Below are 21114 nucleotides of genomic sequence, written 5' to 3'. Positions count from 1 at the left end.
TTGGCAACGCTGGTACAATACGTTTCTCGAAAACCCCCATCCGCCAAATCCAATCGTTAGGGCCAGTCGTCGCGGACGTCCTCTTCCACCGCGCCATCGTCGCCGTCGTCGTCCGAGGTGAGTGCCCACTCGGCGGCCTCCGCGGCGTCTTCGACGTGCAGGAACTCCCAGTCGTGGTCTTCCGCGAGTTCGCGGTCATCGTCGGTGACGCCGACGAAGACGTGGCGGTCGGTGTCGAACTGCGACCGAACGCTGTCCAAACTCGCGGCTTTTCCTTTCGGCCCGGAGAAGAAATCCTGCCGAATGCGGTTCTTTCGGGTGAAGTTCGTCACCACGTAGGTCGGTTGGTCGGAGATGACGCCGACGTACTGGGTCCATCTGCGGGCGTCGTCGAACACCGTGCCGGGACTCGCTAGTGCCTTGAGCGCGGACAGCTCGAACGCCAGCGTCATCTCTCCGCTTCCGTTCATGTCCTTACATCCCGTCCTGCCGGAGAAAACGGCTTCGGTTGTTCTGCCGTGACTTACGCGAGGGTGAGTCGGTAGTAGTCGATGAACACGACGGTCGTGTCGCTATTGATGTCGTCCGCCAACGACTGCGTAATCGGCACCACCGACTCCTCGCCGTCGAATTTCGCGAGGAGGGTCTGTGCCTCCTCGCTCAACTCGTCGAAGTGGCGGACTCGCGTCTCGGGAGCCACGGTTTCGGTTCGGCGGACGACGAGGCTGTTCGCTCCGCCGCTCGGCACGGCGTCAACGCTAGTTGTTGTGTTCGAAGCCATTGATATATGATACCAATTGTCGTGGGGATTCTTAAACGTTGTGGTGGACGCTAAACAAACTATGGAATATCACACCTGTCGAAAAATATGTCTCTATATTATCTGGAGTCTGAATCTATCTCGTCCGACTGCACCGCTTTACCCCCTCAAAACGACCGACTCCGACCGAAAAGCCGGTCGTAGACGACGACCGCGAGAATCGGCGTCAGTATCCAAAAGCAAAGAATCGCCGTCCCTCGCAACTACCGGAAGAATACCGACGAGTGGACTGATAAGGAATCCCGCCACCGCGAACAGCGAGAGGGCGAATCCCGTGAGAAAGAGCGCTCGTCGAAGCCTCGACAGTTCGGACCTCCGCCGGAGCAGTGCGGTTTCCGACGCGGAAATGGAGAGACGAGAAAACGCGACCAACAGAGGAATCAGTGCAGTCTGCTGAATTGTCGTTACCCATGGCGTCGAGTCGAAGTACCACGTCAGTATCCCTGCTACGAGAGATCCACTCCAGACGGAGACGATTTCTCTCGTTGTTCTCGATGACTGTCACTGATTACAGATCATCGACAAAGGAATGGAAATCGTTCGTAAATCGACCGCCTACTGTTCCTGCGGGAGTGCGAGTTTGTCCGGGTCGAACTCCTTTTCGAGCAGGATATCCTTCTGGTCTGCGACCTCGACCTCGTTCCGGATGAGGTCTTTGTACTTGCCTTGCGGCGCGATGTCGCCGATGAGGACGCCGCCGATGAGTTTGCCGTCTTTGAAGGAAAGTCGCCGCCATTCGGTGTCGCTGTACTTCGCCTCGCATTCGTCGTCGCCCAGCGTCGGGAATCCGAAGGAGAGGAACGGGAAGTCGAAGTGCGTGATGGAGTAGGAGGACACCCAGCGGAACTCCTCTTTTTCGTCGTCGTCCGCGACCATGTTCTTGCCAGCGACGGCACCCTGCTGTTTCGCGCTACCCCACGACCCGTTCTGGGCGTACTCGTCCAAAATTACGTCGTAGTAGCGCGTGATGTCGCCAGCGGCGTAAATGTCCTCGACGTTGGTCTGCATGTACTGGTCGACGACGACGCCGTTGTCCGTCTTCACGCCGCTCCCTTGCAGGTATTCGGTGTTGAAGTTGAGACCGATGGCGACGCCGACGAACTCGCTTTCGTACTCGTTGTCCTCGGCGTCCAGCGTGGCGACCACGTTGCCGTCGTCGTCCGTTTTGAAACCGTTGACGCCGCTTTCGAGAACCGGCGTGACGCCCTTCTCTTCGAGGGCGTCGTGGATGATTTCCGCACCGTCGAGGCTCAGGCCATAGCGCCACCAGCGATTACCGCGCATGATGTAGTGGGCGTCGACGTCCTGTTCGCCGCAAATCGCGGCGAGGTCGATGCCGAGCAGACCGGCACCGATGACGACGCCGGTATCCGCCTGTTCCGCGTTCTCCGCGATTTTACGGGCGTCTTGGAACGTCCAGAAGTGGTGGATTCCGTCCGCATCGCTGTTGTCCACCGGTAGTTGAGTCGGCGTGCCGCCCGTGGCGATGAGCAGTTTGTCGTACTCGAAGGTGCCGCTCTCGTGGGTGTGGACTTCGTGTGCGTCGGCGTCGATGTGCGTGACGAACGTGTTTAGTTCGAGGTCGATGTCGCGCTCCGCGTACCAGTCTTCCTCGTGGATGGAAATCGGTGCTTCGGGGAGCTTTCCTTTGGCGAACTCCTTGATGAGAATCCGGTTGTAGAGGGCCTCTCCCTCGTCGGTAATGACGGCAACGTCAGCGTCGGGTTTGGCTTCGCGGATGGTCTCCGCCGCGGAACTGCCCGCGATACCGTCGCCGATGATTACGTACGATTCGCTCATGTGGGAGAAGTTCTGCGTCAGGGTTAAAGTGGATTGCTATCTCGATATCGATGTCAAACGCCAACACGACCACCTGCGTCCGGAACGGGGCCTCCCTCGCCCGTCACCGTGACGAACGTGCCGGGACGTTGAAGACGCTCGCGTCCCAACACCCGTCCATGAAAATCCGTCAGAACGCCCGCCACTTCGCGTCGAGAAAGGCGCTCGAATTGCCCGTCGTGAGCGACGTGGTGAAATCGAAACTGGTGGACTTCCACACGAAAATTTTCCTGAAGAAGGCAGACCCAGACCATCAAGAAGAGCGCAGAGAACGCCTCGACGCCTTCTTCGGCGCGACGATGGACTCCTACCTCGCCGCGCTTCAGGAAGGTGCGCCGGAGGCGGAAGCCCGCGAAATCACGCACATTCAGGCCAACTTCGATTTCTACAACCACGGATGGACGGAGATGATGGAGTTCCCCGGCGACGAACTCGAAGCACACTACGAACGCTACGAGACGTTCTTCGAGTGCCACGGAATCACCATCGCCGACCCCCTCGGCGAGTTCGAACCCGAAGAAATGCCCGAAGCGCCGTCGACGCCGGAAAAGCTGGACAATCCTGAGCACCCCCACGCCGAAGGAGGCTTCGCGGACGACGTGTACGTCGAAGGCGACGACGGCGAGGTCAGAATCGGCGGTCAAGAAGAACCCGAAGACGTTGATATTTCGGATGCGGTCGGCGTGGACGAAGGCGAGGCGTAGACGCTTCGATTCGATCCTGCGATTCGAAATCAACTCTCATCGCGGTCAGTGCCCGTTGCGGTTCCCACTTCACTCTATTTTTCGCCCTTTCCGAGTCGAACGCACACCACGGGCACCGTCGCGCGCCGAATTACTTTTTCCGTGACGCTGCGGCGAAGCGGATACCGAATACCGCCTCGACCGTGCGTCCCCATCACGATAATGTCTATGTCGCGGGTGTCGGCGTAGTCGAGAATCGCCCGGTGTGGCTTTCCCTCGGCAATCGACCCGGCAGTCGTCTTGATATCCCGTCCCTCCGCTTGCCGAATCACGTCTTCGACCATCTCCCGCGATTGGGCCTCGAATTCGTCGAACATTGCTTCGCGCGTTTCGTCCTGCTCGGCGTCGCTCGTATCCACGACCGAAACAGTGTGCAGGCCCGCATCGTACGTCTCAGCTAAGTCGAGCGCGTGCGGAATCGCGTTCTCGGCCGCTTCGCTTCCGTCGATTGGGATGAGGATTCGTTCGTACATTAGTACTCATTCGCGACAATCTCGCATAGGATTGTCGTCTATTGTCCGGACTTCAACGAGCTTGAACCAACTCGCTTTCCTATTCGGGAGACTCGGTTCCCTCCGCGGCCTCCACCGATTCGGTCTCTTTTTTGGCCTCTCCGCGCCACCGCTTTCTCTCTTCGTACTCTTCGAGACGCTCGCGGACGCGGTCTTTGAGGTCGTCGTCGTTGACGTTCACCTCGAAGACGTACCGTTGGTCTGCGTCCCGCGTCCGCTCGACGTTGGCGCTGACGAGTTCGTTGTCGAAGTACACGGGCGAAACCTTCGTCATGACGTGTTTGTACACCGTCTCCTCCACCGCCCGCAGTGCTTTGCGCCCCGCCGTGTCCACCGCGCGACTCGCACGCTCGACCGATTCCTGACCCTCCTTGACCGCGTCTTCTACGTCTCCCTCCGCGAGTTCCGCCACCGAATCCTTGAGTTCGTCGCCCGCGGCATCAACGTCCTCGGTCGGGGATTTTCCGGCCTTTTCTCCCTCCCCTTCCGACGGACTCGCCTGCTTCGCAGTTTTTTCTTTCACGTCCTCGCGGAGACGTTCGTGAACTTTCGGTCGCCATTCGTTCCACTCTTCGAAGTTCGAATCCGAATCTTCGACGCCTTCGTCAGAAAGGGCCTTCGTGATTCGTTCGCCGTGTTCGACGATGGTAACCCAATCTCCTTGCTGTTTGAACCCCGCGACGCTCTCCTCCATATCGTGTAAAACGCTCGCTACGGGCATCTACATTTCTGACAAAGAATGGAGCACTGACGGTTGGCGTAAGCCGACCGCACCGGAAAAGATAGTCGTGACGACGTACGCCGAAGTGAACCCGAGTTAGAGCATCTTCACGAGCGTCAGTAGCCCGAACGCTAACACGAACGAGAGGAGCAGCGAGACGACCCAGCCGAGAACCGTGTACGTCATCTTTTTCGTACTCGTCCGTTCGCCACCGACGGCGTATCCACTTCCGACCACGGCGCTCACGACGATTTCGTTGAACGAGACGGGAATTCCGAACAGCACCGCGGTCTGAGCGATTGCGAACGCCGGGATCAGCGCGGCGGTCGCTCGCCGCGGTCCGAGCGATGAAAAATCCCGCGCGAGTGCTTTTATCATCCGCGGCGCGCCCATCCACGCGCCGAACATGACGCCCAGACCGCCGAAGACGAGGACGACGAGGAGTGGCAGTTCCAATGGCGTGAGCATCGGTACGAGCGGTCCGACTGCCAAACCAACTTGACTGCCCCCCGCCGAAAACGAGACCAGCGCGCCGATTCCGAACAGCAGATGGCGCTGGCCTCGCCTGACGCTCGACCGGACTTCCAGTAGGAGGACGCCGCCGATTAGGACGCCGACCAACAGAGTCGCGACGATCAGACCGAATAGCGGCGAGAGCGACAGTTCGTCCGACAAAAAGGCCGCAATCGACGCCCCACCGCTCTCGGGTGCGAGAAACGTAAACGGCGAGTTTGCGAGTATGATTCCGACCAAGCCGCCGAACAGCGGAATCGTGTACTCGTCGGGTACGTCGTCCCGGCGAATCAGGCGCGCGAGTCCGTAGGCGACCCCGCCGCAGAGAAACGGCGTTAACACCCACAACAGGAGGATTTGCTGATATTTCGCGTAGGCCGGCTGTCCGCCGAGGGCGAGTCCGACGCCGATAACCGCCCCCGTCGCGGTGAACGCGGTTGCCAGCGGATACCCCGTAAAGACGCCGATTGCGACCAGTCCCGCTGCGACGGTGAGCGCGATAACCGCCCCAATCGGCGAAATCGCCACGCCCTCGATGAGTCCGGCGGCCATCGCTTCCGTGACGTTCGCGCCCTGCAACACCGCCCCAGCGATACCGAACAGGCCCGTGAAGAAAGCCGCGCGCATAATCGTCATCGTTCGCGCGCCGACGCTGGGAGCGTAGGGGGTCCACCCTGCCCCAACTGTCCACGCCATGAAGAAACTCGCCGCCGCGCCGACGCTCAAAACCGCTATCTGCTCGACCCCAACCATGATAGGTCACACTAGCGACGGACAGGCAAAAGTTCACGCACGAAACCATATTCGCGTGGCGAAAATCGTGCCCGAACGATACGGCAACCGACGGCAGTTTATTCGGGACTGATAACCTGCTTTCTTCCCGCGATTCTGTCGGCGCATTCGTAACCAGCGACGATACCGCCGTTGAGACTGCGTTCGGGGTACTGGGCCTTGCTCGCCATTCCGGCGTAGTAGATGCCGTCCGCGATGTCGTCGCCGAGGTCGTAGGGAACCACCAAGTCGAGATAGCCGCGTTCGTACACCGGCGCGGCGCGCGGATTCCGCGCGAGGCGGAACTGTTTCACCGAATCGCGGTTCCAGTCGGGAAACATTTCCGCGATGTGGGAGAGCCACAGGTCTTCGATTTCCTCGTCGTCCATCTGCCACAACTCTTCCTCGTAGTCTTGAATGTAGCTCGCGACGTAGAGCAGATGGTCGCCGCCGTATCGCTCCGGCGGGATGTAGTTCGTGTGTTCGATGAGCGCGCCGAACGGTGCGTCGTGGCCGATGTTGAGCCAGTAGGTGTCGGTTAACGATTCGTCCATCGTCACGAGCGCGCAGACCGCCCCCTGGAAGTCGATGTCGCACTCGTAGCCCGTGAGTCCTTCGAGGACGTTCGGCATCGCCGCGACGACGACGCCGTCCACGTCGTGCGTTTCGGTCACGGTTTCGTCGCTCGCCGTCCCTCCATCTGTGACAGTGGCTTCTACGACTTGGGTCGCTTCGGTCGTGAGTGACCGAACCGCTCCGCCCTCGGTGTCGATGTCGCTGACGCGCACGCCCGTCGTGATGTTTTCCTCGCCGACTTCCTCGATGAGGGCGTCGATGAGGCGGCCGAATCCGCCACGGAGGTAGCCCAGCGGTTCGCCCCGCAGGAGGTCACGTTCGCCCCGGAACTTGATACGTCCGAGGAGCCACGCCGCGCTCACGTCTTCCTTTCTGCTTCCGAATTTCGCGTCTAGAAGCGGCCCGAAGAAATTCTCGTAGACGCCGCGGGAGGTGTGCTCTATGAGGAACTGGTCTATCGGCACGTCCTCGAAATCCTCCAGTCGTTCGTAGGTGTCGAACTTCGGAATCCCGCCCCGAACGTCTATTTCCTGCGTCAGTAGGGCCAACCGGAACTTGTCGTAGGCGCTCATGTGCGGGTAGGCGAGGATTTCCCACGGCTTGTCGAGCGGGTGAACGACGCCGTCTACGTAGTAGGCGTTTTTCCCGATGGGCCACTCCAAGTCGTCGCCCAGTCCGAGTTCATCGATGAGATCGATGATGGTCTCCTCGGACGCGGAGAGGTGGTGGTAAAATTTCTCGATTCGGTCGCCGTTCGTCTCGTAGGTCGCGGCGAGTCCGCCGAGGTCATCGCTCGCTTCGAACACCTGCACGTCGTAATCGTGTTGTTGGAGGCGGTAGGCGGCGGCCAATCCGGCGATTCCCCCACCGACGATACCTATCATACCTGTCCGGTTCGGTGGCCCGTGGAATACGTGTTACGACCCGGAAATCTGGTAGGTACGTTTTTCGAAACGGTTCTCGATGAGGGAACGATAGTGGTGAATTCGGACGGAACACGCCGTGTAAACGGCTATTTTCGGCCACTACGCCTTCTGCCTCGCGGTTCGAAATCGGTAGGAAAACAGTCGGGTCGAACTGATAAACTATTTGGCACCGACGAGTCGTAGCGTAAACGATGCCCTCCGACGCTTCTACCGCCCGCACTCGACACGTCATCGGCCCTATCTACGTAATCAACACCCCCCCTCTCCCGCCAGCTATTCGGGCTCGTTCTCGGATTCATCGCGTTCAGCATTATCGACTGGGCGGCCGACGCCACTCTCTTCCCACGTCCTCTACACTGCCATCGCCGGATTCATCCTGTATAACGCCCTGTACGTCGGCGGCGTTCGATTGCGGTAGAATTTCGAACCGACGGCTCTCGAACTGTGCTATTCGTCGCGCGATTCCGTAACTTCCTCACGAAGCGTTTCGACCTCGGCCATACGCTCTGCGTGGGCGTTGTGCTGGTGGATGGACTCGTCGTTGCTCTGTTTCATCGTCACGACCGCGTCGTCCGGTAGGTCGGGGAACCGTTCGACCACGCCGTGGGCCATGTCGCGCACGCAGTCCTCGACGAACTTCGCGTCGGCGTGCGCCTGAAACGTCATGTGGTCTTCGTCGGGGCGCTTTGCGAGATTGTAGATGCGGGCGCTCATGGAATCTCTCGCGACTTCGATGAGTTCGTGCAGGTCTACCTCCGGTGCGCCGACGCTTTCGACGGTGAGGGTAGCGTGCCCGCGCTGGGAGTGCCCTGCCTGTGGGATTTCGCGCAGGAACTCTTTGACCTCCTGTTCGCCGACGCCGAGGTCGAGAAGTTTCTTTTTCGCTCGGCCGCTCATCATGCCTTGCGAGCAGGGACAGACGGTCATGCCCGTCACGCGCGCGCCGATTTCCTCCTTCGTCTCCTCCTCGGTCGCGGTCGCGCTGGCGATGATGTCCACGGTGGCCTGCGTCGGGCGACCGCTTTCGGGCGTCGTATCCCGCACCATGAACTCCGCTTCCATGCTGACCTCGGCTTTCGTCGTGTAGTCGTGTTTCTCGAGGAGTCGCTCCGCGGCGTCGCCGCACACGTCCTCGACGCGGTAGGTCGGTTCGCTGACGGCGTCTTCGAGGACTTCGTCCACGACCTCCATGTTTCGGCTCATGTCCGCGCCTTTACGCCAACTCGGGAGGTCAACCAGCACGTCGAACTCGGCGGTCAGCACGTAGGGTCGCTTGCCGGGACGGGCGATTTCGACCAACTTTTCCACGCCGGTCACGCCGACTCGGTTCAACCCGACCGTCACGTCGGGTGCCGTGGCCTGCACGTCGGGGAGTTGCTGTTTCATTGTCCCTCTGTTGTGAGAGACAGAATTAGAGGCTTCCGCTTCCGGCACTCCTTCCCGATAGGTTTCCGGCAGTTAGTCCCTCAATCCAACTTAGAGAGTGCTCCGAAGAAGTTCGTGGACGGCCCGGCGATGCGGGCGGGTTCCGGCGCGAGCGACACCGTAATCGTCTCGGGCGGTTCGATTCGGACCTGCGTTCCGTCGCTTCCGACGACCACGAACGGCGCGTTTTCGACGCGAATCACGACGTCGTGATTCGCGTCGAAAACGAGCGGCGGCATGGGATTGCTCGCGCACATCTCGGTCAACACCAGCCCAGCGACACCGGGGTGCACTAGCGGGCCACCCTCGCTGAGATTGTACGCAGTGCTTCCGGTCGGCGTCGAAACCAGAACCCCGTCGGCGTGCCCGCCGCCGTACTCGACGCCGTCGATATGAACTTCGTAATCGAGTCCTTGGCCGTGACCGCGCTGTGCGCCCTGCACGACGATTTCGTTCAGTGCGGGGTGAACCGACCAGTCGCCTTCCCCGCTCGCCCGAAGGCGCGGTACCGCCCGTGACGGGATTTTTCCGTTTTCGTGGTACTCAGAAACGACCGCGCACACTTCGTTGACTGCTTCCTCCGGCGCGACGGCGTTGAGAAAGCCGACCTCTCCTAGGTTCACGCCCAGAATCGGCGTCCCCTCCGCTCCGCTGGCGGCGAACAGGAAGGTTCCGTCGCCGCCGATACTCACGACGAGGTCGTTTTCTGCCATTCGCGAAACATCGACTCCGTCAGTGCCCAACTGCTCGGCGGTCGCGGCGTCGATTCGAACTGCTACGCTCTCCTCCGTGAGCGTTTCCTGCAATCGCCCTGCGAGTGTCGCGGCCCGTTCGTTTCCCCTCTGCGCGACGATACCGACGTTCATCACGACTTCGTTCTCGCCCGGCGCTCAAAAAGCCGCCGACACGAACATTAATTTGCGCCGGGTTCCAGTGACAGGATAATGAGGATTTCCGTCCAAATCCCGAATTCGGTGCGCACGAGCAAAGCTAGCGAGCGCCGAATTTCCCGTCGCCAAATCCTGACGGCGGTACTGACGACGAACCGGTAGAAACGTCCGATTCTCCTGACTTTCCCGACGTATCCGGCTCGTCCGAATCCTCGACCGACGGAACCGAAGGTTTCTCCGCGGACGGCCCGGGGGTCGGCGCGGACGAGATGGCAACCCCCAGTGCGGAGCAAGACACGAGAAACATCGACACGTCGGATTCCTCCGACGGCGAGTCGCTGTTCGACGACGACTTCGCATCCGCGCTTTCGAACGCACCCGGCGCAGGTTCCGGAAGCGAACCGGATTTCGGCGGCGGGTTCGACGGTGATGGTTTCGATAGCGGTGGATTCGACACCGGTAGCTTCGATGACGAGGATTTCGAATCCAACATTCCCAGAACCGACATCGGAATCGACGGCCTCGACAGCATGATTCAGGGCGGCGTCCCCGAGCGAACCCTGATGGTAGTCATCGGTAACGCCGGAACCGGAAAAACCACCTTCGGACTCCAGTTTTTAGACCACGTGCTGTCACAAGGTGAAAGTGCCGTCTACGTCACGTTAGAGGAGAGCCACGAACGAATCGTCAATAGCGCAACGGAGAAGGGCTGCCCCTACGACGAGTACGTCGAAGACGGTCTGCTCGCGATCGTCGATTTGGATCCCATCGAAATGGCCAACTCACTGTCGAGCATCCAGAGCGAACTCCCCGAACTTATCCGCGATTTCGACGCGACACGCCTCGTCCTCGACTCCGTCTCGCTGCTCGAAATGATGTACGAAGAGCGCGCGACGCGTCGAAACGAGATTTACGATTTCCCCCGCAATTTGAAGGAAGCGGGCGTGACGACCATGCTGACGAGCGAGGCCAGCGACGACAATCCCTACGCCTCCCGCCATGGTATCATCGAATACCTCACCGACGCCGTGTTCGTGCTCCAATACGTCCGGGGCACAGACGACTTCCGCGAAACCCGACTCGCGGTCGAAATACAGAAGATTCGGGACGCGAACCACTCCCGCGAAATCAAACCCTACGACATCACCGACGAAGGTATCAGCGTGTATCAGCAGGCTAATCTTTTCTAACCACCTTTTTCTGCGATCGGGAGCCGAGACGAGTGCCATATAGCACTCGTCTCGGCCTTCTTCCCTGGAAAAATCTGGACCAAAACACTCCTCCTTCCAGTCGTCGGTCCGCTCACTCGTCGCTGTCGCTTCTCACTCGTTCGCGGTGGGTGTGCTGGCCGTCCGCGGTTGTGTAGATTGCTCGTTTCGGGCGGTTGCGTAAATTCCCGCGTCTATTGGTCGTGCCATTTGTCGACTTTTGCCGGTTACGTCGATTGCATACCGCGCTCGCCGAAAAACTCGCGTCGCTCGTTTCGGACGGTTGCCGTCGGGAAACTGCCGGAAAACCCGAGCTACCGAACCACCGTCACGGGCACCGGCGACCGCCGAACGACGGTTTCCGCGACGCTTCCCAGTAGAATCCGCGAGACGCCGGAGCGACCGTGACTGCCCATCACGATGTGGTCGAAATCGTTCTCCTCGGCGTAGTCAACGATTACCTGCGCCGGGCGTCCGACTTCCGTCGCCGTCGCGAGTGTCCTACCGTGTTCGTCCGCGATTTCCCGCGCCTCCGTGAACATCGCCTCCGCGCGCGCTTTCGAATCTTCGTACCACTCCTCCGAGTACCCCGGCATCCCGACCGTCGAGGTGTAGCCGACGTCGATGGGGTCGATGACGTTAATGACGGTGGGTTCCGCATTCGGGAACTCTGTCAGCACGTAGTCGAGCGCTTTCGTGGACTGCTCCGACCCGTCGATTGGAACGAGAATCCGCTTTCCCATACTCCTATTTACGGGTGGTGTTGCCATAGTGTTTCACCCATCGGCGCGGTTTCACGACGCCACGACAACCCGAGTATTTTTATCTCATTACTATCATCAGTAGAGTAAAATGGGGATCGAAGGTATCGAATTTCGCGGCGACGAAAACGTCCCCGGATTCTCGGAGCTGCTCGCGGAACTCAAAACGGACGGATGTAACCTCCTCGTCACCGGGCAGGTGTCCGAACGCGTCAGTACGAGAGCGACGCGAACGCTTCTGGGCGACCCCGCCGCCGACCGAAAACGGATTTTGGCACTGACCGACTCGACCACGCGACACGTCGAACCGTGCCTTCCGACCGGCGTTCGACTCGATAGTTCCGACGTGTGGGTCATCGACCAGCGAAACGGCGAGCGGTCGATACCGGCCAGCGCCAGCGTCTCGAACGTGGAACTCCCCGCCCGGCGCGATGGTCGAAACGAGCTTTGGACTCTCGCCGAAGAAATCATGCTCGCAATCGGCTTTTTCGACATGACGACGGACGGACTGGAACCGGCGCACCTCCGTCTTTCGGTCGATTCGTTGAGCTTTCTGGCCGAGCAGTACTCCCGAACGGAGTTCGAGTGTTTCTTGCGGATGCTCACGGCGATTACTCGGGGCGTACGGGGAATGGGCCACTACCACCTGCCGATGGCAGACGACGCACCCCTCGTAACGAAACTGTCGCCCTTGTTCGACGCGCGTATCGAACTTCGCCAGCGCGACGGTCTGGTGCCGGAACAGCGATGGCACGTGCCCACCTACGAACGAAGCACGAACTGGGTACGACTCTGAGACGATGCAACCAGCATTCGAACCCCCACCGAACCGACCGGGGTTGCTCATCGAAGACCCCATCGAGAGCGTCCGATTCGCACTGTACACACCCGACCAATCGACGCTTCGTCCCGCCGACCCGAAGACGTTCCATTTTCCGGTCGATGCCGCCGTCGAATTTGAGACGAAGACAGTAGAAATCCCGAAGCTTACGGGAGTGTACGTCCGAACGCGGGACGGCGACCTCGCGGCGAGCTACAACGTCACGGACGACGAAACGACGGTTTCGGCGGGTGCGTACACCCTCGAACTCAACACGGCACCGATGAAGTTGTACCTCACCGTCGAAAGCGGGGTGCACATCGAAAAACGGAATCAGTCGGTTATCCTCGACTTCGACGAAAAAATCCCGGTGAGGGTCGGCGCGCGCTCGTTTCACGAGCAACCGGCGGGAACCGTCACGGTTACGGACGACATCGAAGATTCTATGCGGGCAATCTCCCTGTTCGGGTCGGCGCTGAAAACGACGAGTCCGGAACGGTCGTTTCCGACCCTTCGGGGCCATCCTCCGCTCATCGAACGGGGAGATGATTTTTCCGTACCAGACGGTCTCGAGCGCCCCGAAACGGGCGTCGAGCTCGTCGTGCCGCGCCAACGCGCCGCCGTCTATACGGCGACGCCGCTCGCATACTACCTCGGTGCGAAGGTCGTTCCAGGCAGGTATCCGCGTCTCGCGGCGAGTGGATTCGAACATCCGCTTACGGGTTCCGGTGGCTTCGAGAACGCGGTGGCGAACACGCTCCAGCAGGTGTTCTTCTTCGACTGTCTCACTCGGACAGAAGGATATTATCAAGTCGATTTATACGAACGCCAGCAGATTGTGCCGCTGGTTGAGTTGGACTTCGCCGCGCTCTACGACGCATCGCTCGCGGAGCGACTGGCGGCGTATCTCTCGGTACCGTTCGAGACGCTCGAACCGCACCTTCCGGACTGGCATCTCACGACGGACGTGGTGCCGGCGGCGAACAACGTCGAAAGTCTCCCGTTCGTTGCGAACGACCTTTCGTTGGTTCGGTGTCCGCCGAAACCGACCACGCGCACGGTTCGGTCACAGCCGAAACCGTTGACCGAGTTCTACCGCGCCGACTTCGTTCGGAGTACCGGTAGCTCCACGTCGGTGAACGACATCGTGCAACCCGACCCGTCGAACTCGGTCGAACACGTGTGGATAGGGGATGGCTACCCGCTCGGAAGCAACAAAACGACCGTCGAGTCCTGTCGCCGCCGAATCGAAGGGACAGCGCCCGACGGTTCGAGCATCGAAATTCACGTCGTCTGTAACGACGAGCGAATGGAAGAGGAGGGCGTCGTAAACGAGTTCTACGGCTCCCGCGACCTGATCGAGTTCGACGTGGGAATTTCGTACGACCTGACGACGGACGAACTCGCGGAGTTGTTCGCCAAACCGCTCGACTTCGTTCACTACATCGGCCACGTCGATGACCAAGGGATGCAGTGTTCCGACGGCTATCTCGACGTTAGAACGCTCGATGTCGTTCGCACGAAGGCGTTTTTGCTCAACGCCTGCCGGTCGTACGAGCAGGGAATGGCGCTGGTCGAGAACGGAAGTCGCGGCGGCGTCGTCACGCTTTCCGAAATCGCGAACGTCAGCGCGACGAAAGTCGGGCGGGCGCTCGCTCGTCTTCTCAACATCGGGTTCTCGCTCCGGACAGGGCTGGAAATAGCGAAAAGCGAAATTTTGACCGGTTATCGGTACATTACCGTCGGTGACGGTGGGTTGGGACTGGTGCAGTGCGAGAGTGGGTGTCCGCTTCATCTGCGAGTCAGGAACGAGAAAGAGGATTCTTTCGAAGTCGATATTATGGTATATCCTTCACAAATCCGTGGTATTGGAACCCTTTTTCGGCCCCATCTCAACGACGACGATACGCAGTACCTCAATTCAGGAGTTCTCGACAGTTGGATTGTGTCCGAAGCAGAACTCGACGAGTATCTCAACTGTGGCGTGTTGCCGGTCACTTTCGAAAATGACCTGTATTGGAGCGACGAAATAACTGCGGCTGACCTCCGTTAGGGTCCCGAAGTAGCGTCACCACAACACGCGAGAACTGTTCCGGCCTGCATCAACAGCAGACTCGCCGAGAACAGGATGCCAATCATTCGTGGATGCGATTCGAGGTATTCCGACAGTGCCATTTGGCTCATAGTACAGCAGATATTATATATTATAAAAATTTAAATTTAACTAAATAGTATTGACGAGATACAAATCACAGCAACAGGTTCGTGAGTGAAGAAAGTGGTACTGTGATAACTACTGGCAGGAGGTGGTTAAAAGTGGAGCGTATCAGTGTGTCGATTACTCAGTCTCGCCCGTGACGGGTGACGCATTTCGGAAGGCCGATGAGTTCAACTGGCTCCGAGTTGTCCGGTGAGTAGACGACCATTTGTCCCTTCTCCATGTACGGCACTTTCTTTTCCAAGTTCGGCGGGATGTTCACGCTCTTGATAGCGTCCTCGTCGCCCAGATTCAACACGACGGTCGTGTTTATCTGCTTGAACACCGGGTCGGCGATGTCCTGCGGGTCTTGCGTGATGAGGAACAAACCGAGCCTTTCTTTTCGTCCCTGTTTCGCGGCGTCGGTGAATTTGCCGATGACCTTCTGGGCCTGCACGCTTTCCGCGTCCGAGAGGAAGTTGTGCGCCTCGTCCATCCCGACGACCAACGGCGTCTCCTTGATTTCCGGGTGGTTTGGCGAGTTTGACAGTTTTTCATCGACTAACAGGCTCGACACCGCGAGGACAACCATCTCCTTCGCCCGACTCGTCGGCAGGTGGTACGTCGGAACCACCGACAATCGACCCGGACGAACGAACCGTGAAACGAGGTCGGTAATCGGTTCGGCGGACTGGTCGAAGACGCTGCTCGGAACAGACCGAACGCGACGTTTGACCGCGTCGAACGTCGCCTCGTGAACCCTCCCGCTCTCGTCCAACTCCTCGCGCAGGGCCGGATCGTCTAGATACGACAGGAAGTTCTGATACGTTCCATCATCCCCGTAACTGCGGAAAAATCGCTTGAGCAGGAAAGTGAGCGCGCCGTACTGGTTGTCGTTGAGTTTCGCACCCGCGACGAGCCACGGATTGGCCCGAACCATCGAAAACGGTATCGTGAATTCGATTTGTTCCGCGTTGTGGTGGCTGGCGGAGTACGAGACGTCGCCCACTTTCGGAACGAACGCCTTCGTCTCGTCGTGTCCGCCGTGGGCAACTCCCTCGCGTTCCCACGTGCGCTCGTCCTCCGTCCCCACCTCGGGGTTGTCGTCGTGCATCTGGGCGTACTCGTCCTGCGGGTCGAACTGCACGACTGCCATCCGAGCATCGCGCCCGTCGTCCATCGGGTACGTTCGCTCCGCGGATAGATACTGTCGAAGCATGTTCTTCGCGCCGTGGGTCTTCCCCGACCCGGTTCCCCCCGCGACGAGCGTGTGCCGGAAAACCAGCGGGTCGCCCGATTCATAATCATCTTTCACGCGATAGTCGATAGTCGGCGGCTCCGCCGCGGTTTTCACCTTTTCGCCACCCACCGAGAGGTGGCCGAGGAAGACGCCGTCCTCCGGAATCTTTAGCCCGGTTTTGATGTCGCGCTTGTCGCGGGCATGCTTGACGACGGTTTCGGGTTTCGGAACGCGGTCGGTCATCCGACGCTTCAAGCCGTTCCCATCTTCGAAGAGTACTGCAATCGGCTCCAACGTCGCCATGAATTTGTAATCCGTCTCGTCTATCGGCCCGCTTCGCATAGCTCGCCGGGCGTGAATCTCGGTCGCGTCATCGCTGTGGAACTCCTGTGCGTATTCGAGGGTCGTAATCCGACAGAACAGTTTCTCCCCGTCCGGATAGGGGACGAGCAGATACTTCCCGATTCGCACGTCCGTCCGATTCGGCGCGGTCACGTATGCGCGGAGTCGCGTGTCGTCTTCGTCCTCGCCGATTGCCAACCCCTCCGACACGGCGAGGCTTCCGATTCCGTGGTCGGCACCGACCGGGTCGAGTTCCATCTCGTTGAAGCCGTCGTCTCCGGTCTTCGTTTCGGTTTCTCCCGTTCCAGTTCTCGCTTCGCTGGCTTCCGACCCGGTGGCGGACTCATCGCTCCCCGATTCGTCGCCCGAATCGAGACCGTGGTCTGAAAAATCGCCGAGTTCGCTCATGCGCCTGTCATCTCAGCCGTGCGTAAAACGTGTTTCGCACGCCGCCGTCGAAACGCCCGAAACACGAGTGCTCGACTACTCGATTCGCGTCGAGAAAACGGAAACGAGCTTCCACCCGAGCGCTACGATGATAGCGAGCGGCGAACTCGCCCCCAAGAGGAGCGCGCCGAGCGTGAGACCGTCGAGAAACGGGCCCGCCGGTTGAAGCGCGACGAACGCGAGGTCGGAAGCGTCGCGCCCGTGAGCGCGGGCATCGTCGGAAGTTATCCGACTGCAGTAGCCGGAAGAAAGCGGTCGAATCCGGCGAGAGGTAGTTGGAGCAACTGAAGACGGCGCGAAGCGTCGGTCGCGTCGTTCGAATCTGTGGAAATGGTGTCACAAACTCCGTCATTTTAGCTGCCAGAAACAGCCCGTGGTACCGCCGAATCCTCCTCTTGACTCTGTTTGTCACACTCGTCCCCCCGCTTTCCTTTTATGTCCGCGCGTCGTATTTCAGCCTATGTTACTCGTTCGCGGTGAAGCAGGGGGAACCACCCTCACCGGATCGCTGTACGAACGCGGCGAGCGCGCTCCCACGTTCAAGGGTGCGCCGGACGAGGACGCTCCCTACGTGTGGGTGTGCGACGAGTTCTATCAGGTCGAAAGCGGGGGCACTGCGCAAACCGTCTCCGGGAAAGAGGTTCACGTCGCGTTCGAGACGCCGATGCCCCGCGGGTTCGACACGCGCGAGCAGGCGATAGACGCCGCGGAAGAACACATTCGAACGCAATTCGCCCGCATCGGCGTCGATATGGACGACGTGGAGATTTCCGTCGAAAAGAACGACCCTCAGTAGTTTCGGCCCCAACGAACCGCGTTGTAGCTCGCGTCCAACTCGCTGTCGAACGACCGCTCGAAACTCCGTATCAGCGACCGCGTGCTCTGTTGCCCGATTTTGGCGAGCGAATCGGCTTTCGAGATGGCAATCGGAGGGCCGTTTGCGACGGCAATTTCCTTTAGAATCTGGCGTTCGATTCGGTCGCGGCAGGTTTCGTCGTCGGTGAAGATTCGCGGTGCTTCGACCTTGTAGAGTAAGTCTCGGCGCGGGTCGTAGACGACGCAGAACGTCACTTCGTACTGTTCCGGCGCGAACTCGCGTTCGACGTGGCAGTCTGCCTCCGTACTTCCGAAAAACGAATCGGATCCCGCTCGGGAGACGAACCAGTTCGTCAGCGTCAGGTCATCCGTCAGTCGCTCGTACTCCCCGTTCTCGTGCGTCCCGCGTTCGAGCACCTGCGAGAAAAACGCCGCGTCGTGCGCCCACGGCGCGTTTACGCCCTTCTTCCGTATGGTTCGGATTATCGACTTCGCGGAGATATTCTTGACGAATCCCGCGAGGGGTACCCCGCGCTCGGCGAATCGCTCCACGAGTCGAACGTAGTTTTCGATAATCGTTCGTATTTCATCCGATTCCTCGAACAGGTCGGGAAGCACCGACCCGCGGTCGCGCCACCGGATGATTCCCTTGGGATACACCGGCCCGTCCAACAGGAGAAAATCAGACACCTCGCTCGCGTGATCGAGCGCGTGGCGACTCTCCGCACGGTATAGCGCCAGCGCGTGAACGATGTCCTCCTCGAAGTCGTCGCGGCGCGGTGCGTGGACGATTTTTCGTTTACTGCTCTCGCCGTAGGCTTCCCATTTCTTGTCGAAATTGCGCTCCACGTCGTTCGTGTGAATCGCCTTGACGACCGTCCGCGAATCGTGCAGGTCGAGGTCGGAGGGCGACGCACTCATCGCGGCGTGTGCAACATCCACCACCAGTCCGTTTTTGAACGGAAGCGGGTTGGTGGTTCCCGAATCGAGTCCATGCATCGTTTCGAACCGGTCGTCTTCGAGCGCGAGGCGTTCCATGTTCGCCCGTCGTCGTTCCAGCGTTCCGAGCGGTTCGAGCACTTTCGTCCCCTCGTGATACAACGGGTCGAGGTAGTTTTCCCAAACATTCTGGGCGAGTTTCTGATGGTTGCGCTCTTCGCCCTCGTACTCTATCTCGTCCGCTAACGTGGCGATGCCATCGAAGTGGACGGGGTCTAAGGTCATGCACGCCTCATCCCGTCGCACCCGGAAAAAAGGTCACCTTTCGAAACCGCAGACAGGGAGTGCGAACTATTCGGACTGCATCGCTCGCTTTCGCTGGACGATAACGCCGCGCGCGAACGAGAGGACGGCGACCGCGATACAGAAAATGACAAGCGCGTTCGGAACGAAACTGTCCGATAATCTCCTTTGCGCTATGCCCAACTCGACACCTCCGGCGGAGCAGACGAAGACACCACTGAGGAATTGATAATTAATCCGACCACTGGTTCGATACCGCCAGATGAGAGAAATCGCGAGAACCGACGCGATACTAAACCAGAGCGCAATCCACAGAACACCGGTATCGAAGGGAACTTCCATCGTGTTTCGATTCGCCATCGAAACCACATAGATTACGTGGGTGGCGGTCGTGCGACTGTGATCCGTTTTTCGGTAGGATGTCTTACCGAAATCTCCTCGGCTACCAACTTTCGAGCGAAGGTTAGTTACCCCACGACGACGACGATTCGCCCATGCAAGCGGGACTCATCGTACTCGACGGGTGGGGACTTGGAAGCGAGGACGGCGGACGAAACGCAATCGAAGCCGCCGACACGCCGAACTTCGACCGACTCGCGGAGACGGGCGCGTCTGGAACGCTCACCGTGTCGGGTCGCAGGGTCGGCCTCCCCGAAGGACAGATGGGCAACAGCGAGGTCGGCCACCTCAACATCGGGGCGGGTCGCGTCGTCAGACAGGAGTACACCCGAATCAGCAACGCAATTGAGTCAGGCGAACTCGGCGAGAACGAAGCCATCAGCGACGCCTTCGACTACGCGAACAACCACGGCGGACGCGTCCACTTCATGGGATTGGTCAGCGAAGGCGGCGTCCACTCCGCGCAGGAACATCTGTACTCGCTCATCGAACTCGCCGGTAACCGCGGTATCGAGGCGGTCACGCACGCCTTTACCGACGGACGGGACACGCCGCCAAAAAGCGGGGCCGGATTTCTCGCGGATTTGCAGGAAGTCATCGAGGAACACGGAACCGGAAACGTCTCGACCGTCACCGGCCGCTACTACGCGATGGATCGCGATCAAAATTGGGAGCGAACGAGACGCGCCTACGACGCTATCGTGAACCGGGAGACGGAGTTCGCCGCCGAAACCGCGGTCGATGCCGTCCGCGAGTCCTACGAGCGCGGCGAGACGGACGAGTTCGTGGAACCGACGCTGATTGACGACGAACCGGCGCTGGAAGACGGTGATGCGATGATTTTCTTCAACTTCCGTTCCGACCGCGCCCGACAACTGACGCGAATGCTCTGCGACATCGACCCAGTCTGGGTGTTCGAGACGAACCCGCCGGAAGTGGATTTCGTGATGATGACGCAGTACGACGCGGAGTTCGACCTGCCCGTCGCCTTCCCGCCGAGCCAGCCGAAGGACACGCTCGGCGAAGTGCTCGCGAACCACGGCAAGACACAGCTCCGGCTCGCGGAATCGGAGAAGTACGCCCACGTCACCTACTTCCTGAACGGCGGGCGTGAGGTCGAATTCGAGGGCGAAATCCGGCGCATCGTGGAAAGTCCGAACGTACCGACCTACGACCAAAAGCCGGAGATGAGCGCGAGGGAAGTGACCGACACGGCCATCTCGGTTATCGAATCGGACGACCCGGACGTGCTCGTGTTGAACTACGCGAATCCGGACATGGTCGGACACACCGGAGATTTCGACGCCGCGGTCGCCGCCGTCGAGGCGGTGGACGAACAACTAGGGCGACTCGTGGAAGCCCTCCAAACCCACGGTGCGCACGTCTTCATCACGGCGGACCACGGCAACGCCGACGACATGGGTACGCCGGACGACCCGCACACTGCGCACACCTACAATGAGGTTCCGCTCGTCTATCTCTCGCCGGACGGCGACGATGGAGAAAAAGAAATTCGAGACGGTGGGTCGCTCTGTGACCTCGCGCCGTCGCTCCTGTCGGTTATCGGTGTCGAGCAACCCGACGCGATGACCGGGCAATCACTGCTCCGCTAACGGTCGTACCGAAGCACCCGTGTGTCGATGGCGTCACAGCGCGGACAGATGTGCTGGAAGTGAACTTCGCCGCCGCGCGCGGTGACGCGCCATTTGCCGTCGTCGTCCACGAAACCGCACTTCGTACACCGTCGTTCCGTCTTTTCGTAGTGTTTTCGGAGCCTGACGAACGGAGAACGACTCTGTTTTGCCGCCATGTGGTAGCATATGACATAGAACGCAATAATTGTAACGATTGTTCAAACAATATCGGTTGGCTGGTTGATGTGGCCGATATGACCGCGGCAAAAATG

At 59.7% G+C, this 21114-nt stretch carries 22 protein-coding genes; 7 read left to right on the top strand and 15 right to left on the bottom strand.

The window, feature by feature from the left end:
• Positions 1 to 56: 56 nt before the first annotated feature.
• From LIX15_RS03840 to LIX15_RS03830, 3 genes are all read right to left on the bottom strand, one after another.
• Positions 57 to 470, bottom strand: coding sequence for a DUF7124 domain-containing protein (locus tag LIX15_RS03840; protein WP_227776184.1), 414 nt, complete (start codon positions 468 to 470; stop codon positions 57 to 59).
• A 53-nt stretch (positions 471 to 523) separates the two neighbouring features.
• The gene (locus LIX15_RS03835; protein WP_227776183.1) at positions 524 to 781 is read right to left on the bottom strand and encodes a DUF7979 domain-containing protein; all 258 of its coding nucleotides are present in this window, start codon (positions 779 to 781) and stop codon (positions 524 to 526) included.
• Between the two features lie 594 nt (positions 782 to 1375).
• Complete coding sequence (locus LIX15_RS03830) at positions 1376 to 2620, bottom strand: NAD(P)/FAD-dependent oxidoreductase (RefSeq protein WP_227776182.1); 1245 nt, start codon at positions 2618 to 2620, stop codon at positions 1376 to 1378.
• Positions 2621 to 2778: 158 nt separating this feature from the next.
• Here LIX15_RS03830 and LIX15_RS03825 point away from each other — a divergent pair, with 158 nt between their 5' ends.
• Entirely contained in the window at positions 2779 to 3363 is a 585-nt protein-coding gene (locus tag LIX15_RS03825; protein WP_227776962.1) for a DUF6149 family protein, read from the top strand.
• A gap of 74 nt (positions 3364 to 3437) precedes the next feature.
• Here the strand turns inward: LIX15_RS03825 and LIX15_RS03820 are convergent, their stop codons facing one another.
• From LIX15_RS03820 to LIX15_RS03795, 6 genes are all read right to left on the bottom strand, one after another.
• Positions 3438 to 3875: a universal stress protein gene (locus LIX15_RS03820; protein ID WP_227776181.1), complete on the bottom strand. Its 438-nt coding sequence runs from the start codon at positions 3873 to 3875 to the stop codon at positions 3438 to 3440.
• A gap of 79 nt (positions 3876 to 3954) precedes the next feature.
• Complete coding sequence (locus LIX15_RS03815) at positions 3955 to 4608, bottom strand: DUF5828 family protein (protein WP_227776180.1); 654 nt, start codon at positions 4606 to 4608, stop codon at positions 3955 to 3957.
• Between the two features lie 123 nt (positions 4609 to 4731).
• Complete coding sequence (locus tag LIX15_RS03810) at positions 4732 to 5901, bottom strand: inorganic phosphate transporter (protein WP_227776179.1); 1170 nt, start codon at positions 5899 to 5901, stop codon at positions 4732 to 4734.
• A gap of 98 nt (positions 5902 to 5999) precedes the next feature.
• Complete coding sequence (locus LIX15_RS03805) at positions 6000 to 7379, bottom strand: NAD(P)/FAD-dependent oxidoreductase (protein WP_227776178.1); 1380 nt, start codon at positions 7377 to 7379, stop codon at positions 6000 to 6002.
• A gap of 489 nt (positions 7380 to 7868) precedes the next feature.
• Positions 7869 to 8807 (bottom strand): GTP cyclohydrolase MptA, encoded by a 939-nt coding sequence (mptA, locus tag LIX15_RS03800; RefSeq protein WP_227776177.1) that lies wholly within the window; start codon positions 8805 to 8807, stop codon positions 7869 to 7871.
• 80 nt (positions 8808 to 8887) lie between these two features.
• Positions 8888 to 9712 (bottom strand): NAD(+)/NADH kinase, encoded by an 825-nt coding sequence (locus tag LIX15_RS03795; protein WP_227776176.1) that lies wholly within the window; start codon positions 9710 to 9712, stop codon positions 8888 to 8890.
• Positions 9713 to 10005: 293 nt separating this feature from the next.
• On the opposite strand from LIX15_RS03795, the gene LIX15_RS03790 reads away from it, so the two are divergent.
• Positions 10006 to 10926 (top strand): KaiC domain-containing protein, encoded by a 921-nt coding sequence (locus LIX15_RS03790; protein WP_227776175.1) that lies wholly within the window; start codon positions 10006 to 10008, stop codon positions 10924 to 10926.
• A 332-nt stretch (positions 10927 to 11258) separates the two neighbouring features.
• Here the strand turns inward: LIX15_RS03790 and LIX15_RS03785 are convergent, their stop codons facing one another.
• Positions 11259 to 11687 (bottom strand): universal stress protein, encoded by a 429-nt coding sequence (locus LIX15_RS03785; RefSeq protein WP_227776174.1) that lies wholly within the window; start codon positions 11685 to 11687, stop codon positions 11259 to 11261.
• Between the two features lie 109 nt (positions 11688 to 11796).
• Here LIX15_RS03785 and LIX15_RS03780 point away from each other — a divergent pair, with 109 nt between their 5' ends.
• Both LIX15_RS03780 and LIX15_RS03775 read left to right on the top strand, forming a co-directional pair.
• Positions 11797 to 12501, top strand: coding sequence for a DUF7504 family protein (locus tag LIX15_RS03780; RefSeq protein ID WP_227776173.1), 705 nt, complete (start codon positions 11797 to 11799; stop codon positions 12499 to 12501).
• Between the two features lie 4 nt (positions 12502 to 12505).
• On the top strand, positions 12506 to 14578 hold the full coding sequence (locus LIX15_RS03775; protein WP_227776172.1) for a hypothetical protein: 2073 nt from the start codon (positions 12506 to 12508) through the stop codon (positions 14576 to 14578).
• Here LIX15_RS03775 and LIX15_RS32705 read toward each other — a convergent pair.
• Together LIX15_RS32705 and LIX15_RS03770 are read right to left on the bottom strand one after the other, a co-directional pair.
• Positions 14575 to 14700, bottom strand: coding sequence for a DUF7503 family protein (locus tag LIX15_RS32705; protein WP_265338427.1), 126 nt, complete (start codon positions 14698 to 14700; stop codon positions 14575 to 14577). The two genes, LIX15_RS03775 and LIX15_RS32705, sit on opposite strands and share 4 nt — an antisense overlap.
• Positions 14701 to 14867: 167 nt before the next feature.
• Positions 14868 to 16712, bottom strand: coding sequence for an ATP-binding protein (locus tag LIX15_RS03770; protein WP_227776171.1), 1845 nt, complete (start codon positions 16710 to 16712; stop codon positions 14868 to 14870).
• Positions 16713 to 16730: 18 nt separating this feature from the next.
• Between LIX15_RS03770 and LIX15_RS03765 the strand changes: the two genes are divergently transcribed.
• Positions 16731 to 17039 carry a hypothetical protein gene (locus LIX15_RS03765; protein ID WP_227776170.1) on the top strand — a complete coding sequence of 103 codons (309 nt, stop codon included), beginning with the start codon at positions 16731 to 16733 and terminating at the stop codon, positions 17037 to 17039.
• Between the two features lie 172 nt (positions 17040 to 17211).
• Positions 17212 to 17547 carry a DUF7113 family protein gene (locus tag LIX15_RS03760; RefSeq protein ID WP_227776169.1) on the top strand — a complete coding sequence of 112 codons (336 nt, stop codon included), beginning with the start codon at positions 17212 to 17214 and terminating at the stop codon, positions 17545 to 17547.
• On the opposite strand, the gene LIX15_RS03755 is transcribed toward LIX15_RS03760, so the two are convergent.
• On the bottom strand, positions 17541 to 18791 hold the full coding sequence (locus LIX15_RS03755; protein WP_227776168.1) for a DNA double-strand break repair nuclease NurA: 1251 nt from the start codon (positions 18789 to 18791) through the stop codon (positions 17541 to 17543). The genes LIX15_RS03760 and LIX15_RS03755 overlap by 7 nt on opposite strands.
• A 66-nt stretch (positions 18792 to 18857) precedes the next feature.
• Positions 18858 to 19169 carry a hypothetical protein gene (locus tag LIX15_RS03750; RefSeq protein WP_227776167.1) on the bottom strand — a complete coding sequence of 104 codons (312 nt, stop codon included), beginning with the start codon at positions 19167 to 19169 and terminating at the stop codon, positions 18858 to 18860.
• A 134-nt stretch (positions 19170 to 19303) separates the two neighbouring features.
• Between LIX15_RS03750 and gpmI the strand changes: the two genes are divergently transcribed.
• Positions 19304 to 20821, top strand: coding sequence for a 2,3-bisphosphoglycerate-independent phosphoglycerate mutase (gene gpmI, locus LIX15_RS03745; protein WP_227776166.1), 1518 nt, complete (start codon positions 19304 to 19306; stop codon positions 20819 to 20821).
• Here the strand turns inward: gpmI and LIX15_RS03740 are convergent.
• Entirely contained in the window at positions 20818 to 21018 is a 201-nt protein-coding gene (locus LIX15_RS03740; RefSeq protein ID WP_227776165.1) for an HVO_0649 family zinc finger protein, read from the bottom strand. The genes gpmI and LIX15_RS03740 overlap by 4 nt on opposite strands.
• Positions 21019 to 21114 lie beyond the last annotated feature (96 nt).

It is taken from the genome of Haladaptatus pallidirubidus, assembly GCF_020700235.1.
In the GTDB taxonomy this organism is placed as follows: domain Archaea; phylum Halobacteriota; class Halobacteria; order Halobacteriales; family Haladaptataceae; genus Haladaptatus; species Haladaptatus pallidirubidus.
The sequence above is the reverse complement of the archived record's forward strand: the minus strand, read 5'-3'. Positions and strand labels throughout refer to the sequence as shown.